1 pseudogene is annotated in these 1,038 nt (G+C 69.1%); it reads right to left on the reverse strand.

Annotated features, from left to right (window positions below):
- Positions 1-1,038 (reverse strand): annotated as a pseudogene (locus tag XpruCFBP8353_RS23045) (hypothetical protein); the annotation flags it as partial.

Genomic DNA, 1,038 nt, shown 5'->3' on the forward strand with positions numbered 1-1,038 from the left:
GCCGGGCCATTTGCTCAGGGCATTGAGCGCTTGGCTCACGTTGATCGGGTCGAAGGCCTGACGCAAGCCGGCATCGTTGGTCAGCCGCTCGGCAAGTGCGCTGGCGGCGGCCGCGCAGACCGGCGCGTCGGGCCATTTGCTCAGGGCGTTGAGTGCGTTGCCAACGCCTTGCGGGCACAGATCCTTGCGCAACCCGGGCTCGTTGGCCAGCCGTGCGGCCAGCGCGTCGGCGGCAGCCGCACAGACCGGCATCTCGGGCCATTTGCTCAGGGCGTTGAGCGCATTGGCCACTCCTAGCGCGTCGAGGGCATTGCGCAACTCGGGCACGTCGACCAAGCGCTCGGCGAGCGCGTTGACCACCTCACCACAGACCGGCACGTCCGGCCATTTGCTCAGGGCGTTGAGCACTTGGGGCAGGTTGGAAGCGTCCAGCGCCTTGCGCAGGTCGGGATCGTCGGTCAGCCGCTCGGCCAGCGTGCTGGCAGCGGCCGCGCAGACCGGCATCTTGGGCCATTTGCTCAGCGCGTTGAGCGCAGTGGCCACGCCATGCGCGCTCAGGGCCTTGCGTGACTCGGGATCGTCGGCCAGCCGCTCGGCCAGCGCACTGACGGCGGCCGCACAGACCGACATGTTGGGCCATTTGGCCAGGGCGTTGAGCACGGTGACCACGCCATGCGCGGTCAGGGCGTGGCGTAACTCGGGTTCGTCGGCCAACCGCTCAGCCAGCGCGCCGCCGGCGGCGGCACAGACCGCGTTGTCTGGCCATCTGCTCAGGGCGTTGAGCACGGTGGCCACTTGCTGCACATCGAAGGCCTTGCGCAACCTGGGATCGTCGGCCACCCGTGCGGCCAGCGCGCTGGCGGCGGCCGCACAGGCCGACGTGTCGGGCCATTTGCTCAGGGCGTTAAGCGCGTTGGTCATTTCTCGCGGCTTGAGCACGTCGCGCACATCGGGCTCGCGTATCAGCCGCTCGGCCAGCGTGTTGGCGGCGTCCGCACAACCCTGGTTGTCGGGCCATTTGCACAGGGCGTTGAGCGC

The organism is Xanthomonas prunicola, from assembly GCF_002846205.1.
GTDB classification, from domain to species: Bacteria; Pseudomonadota; Gammaproteobacteria; order Xanthomonadales; family Xanthomonadaceae; genus Xanthomonas; species Xanthomonas prunicola.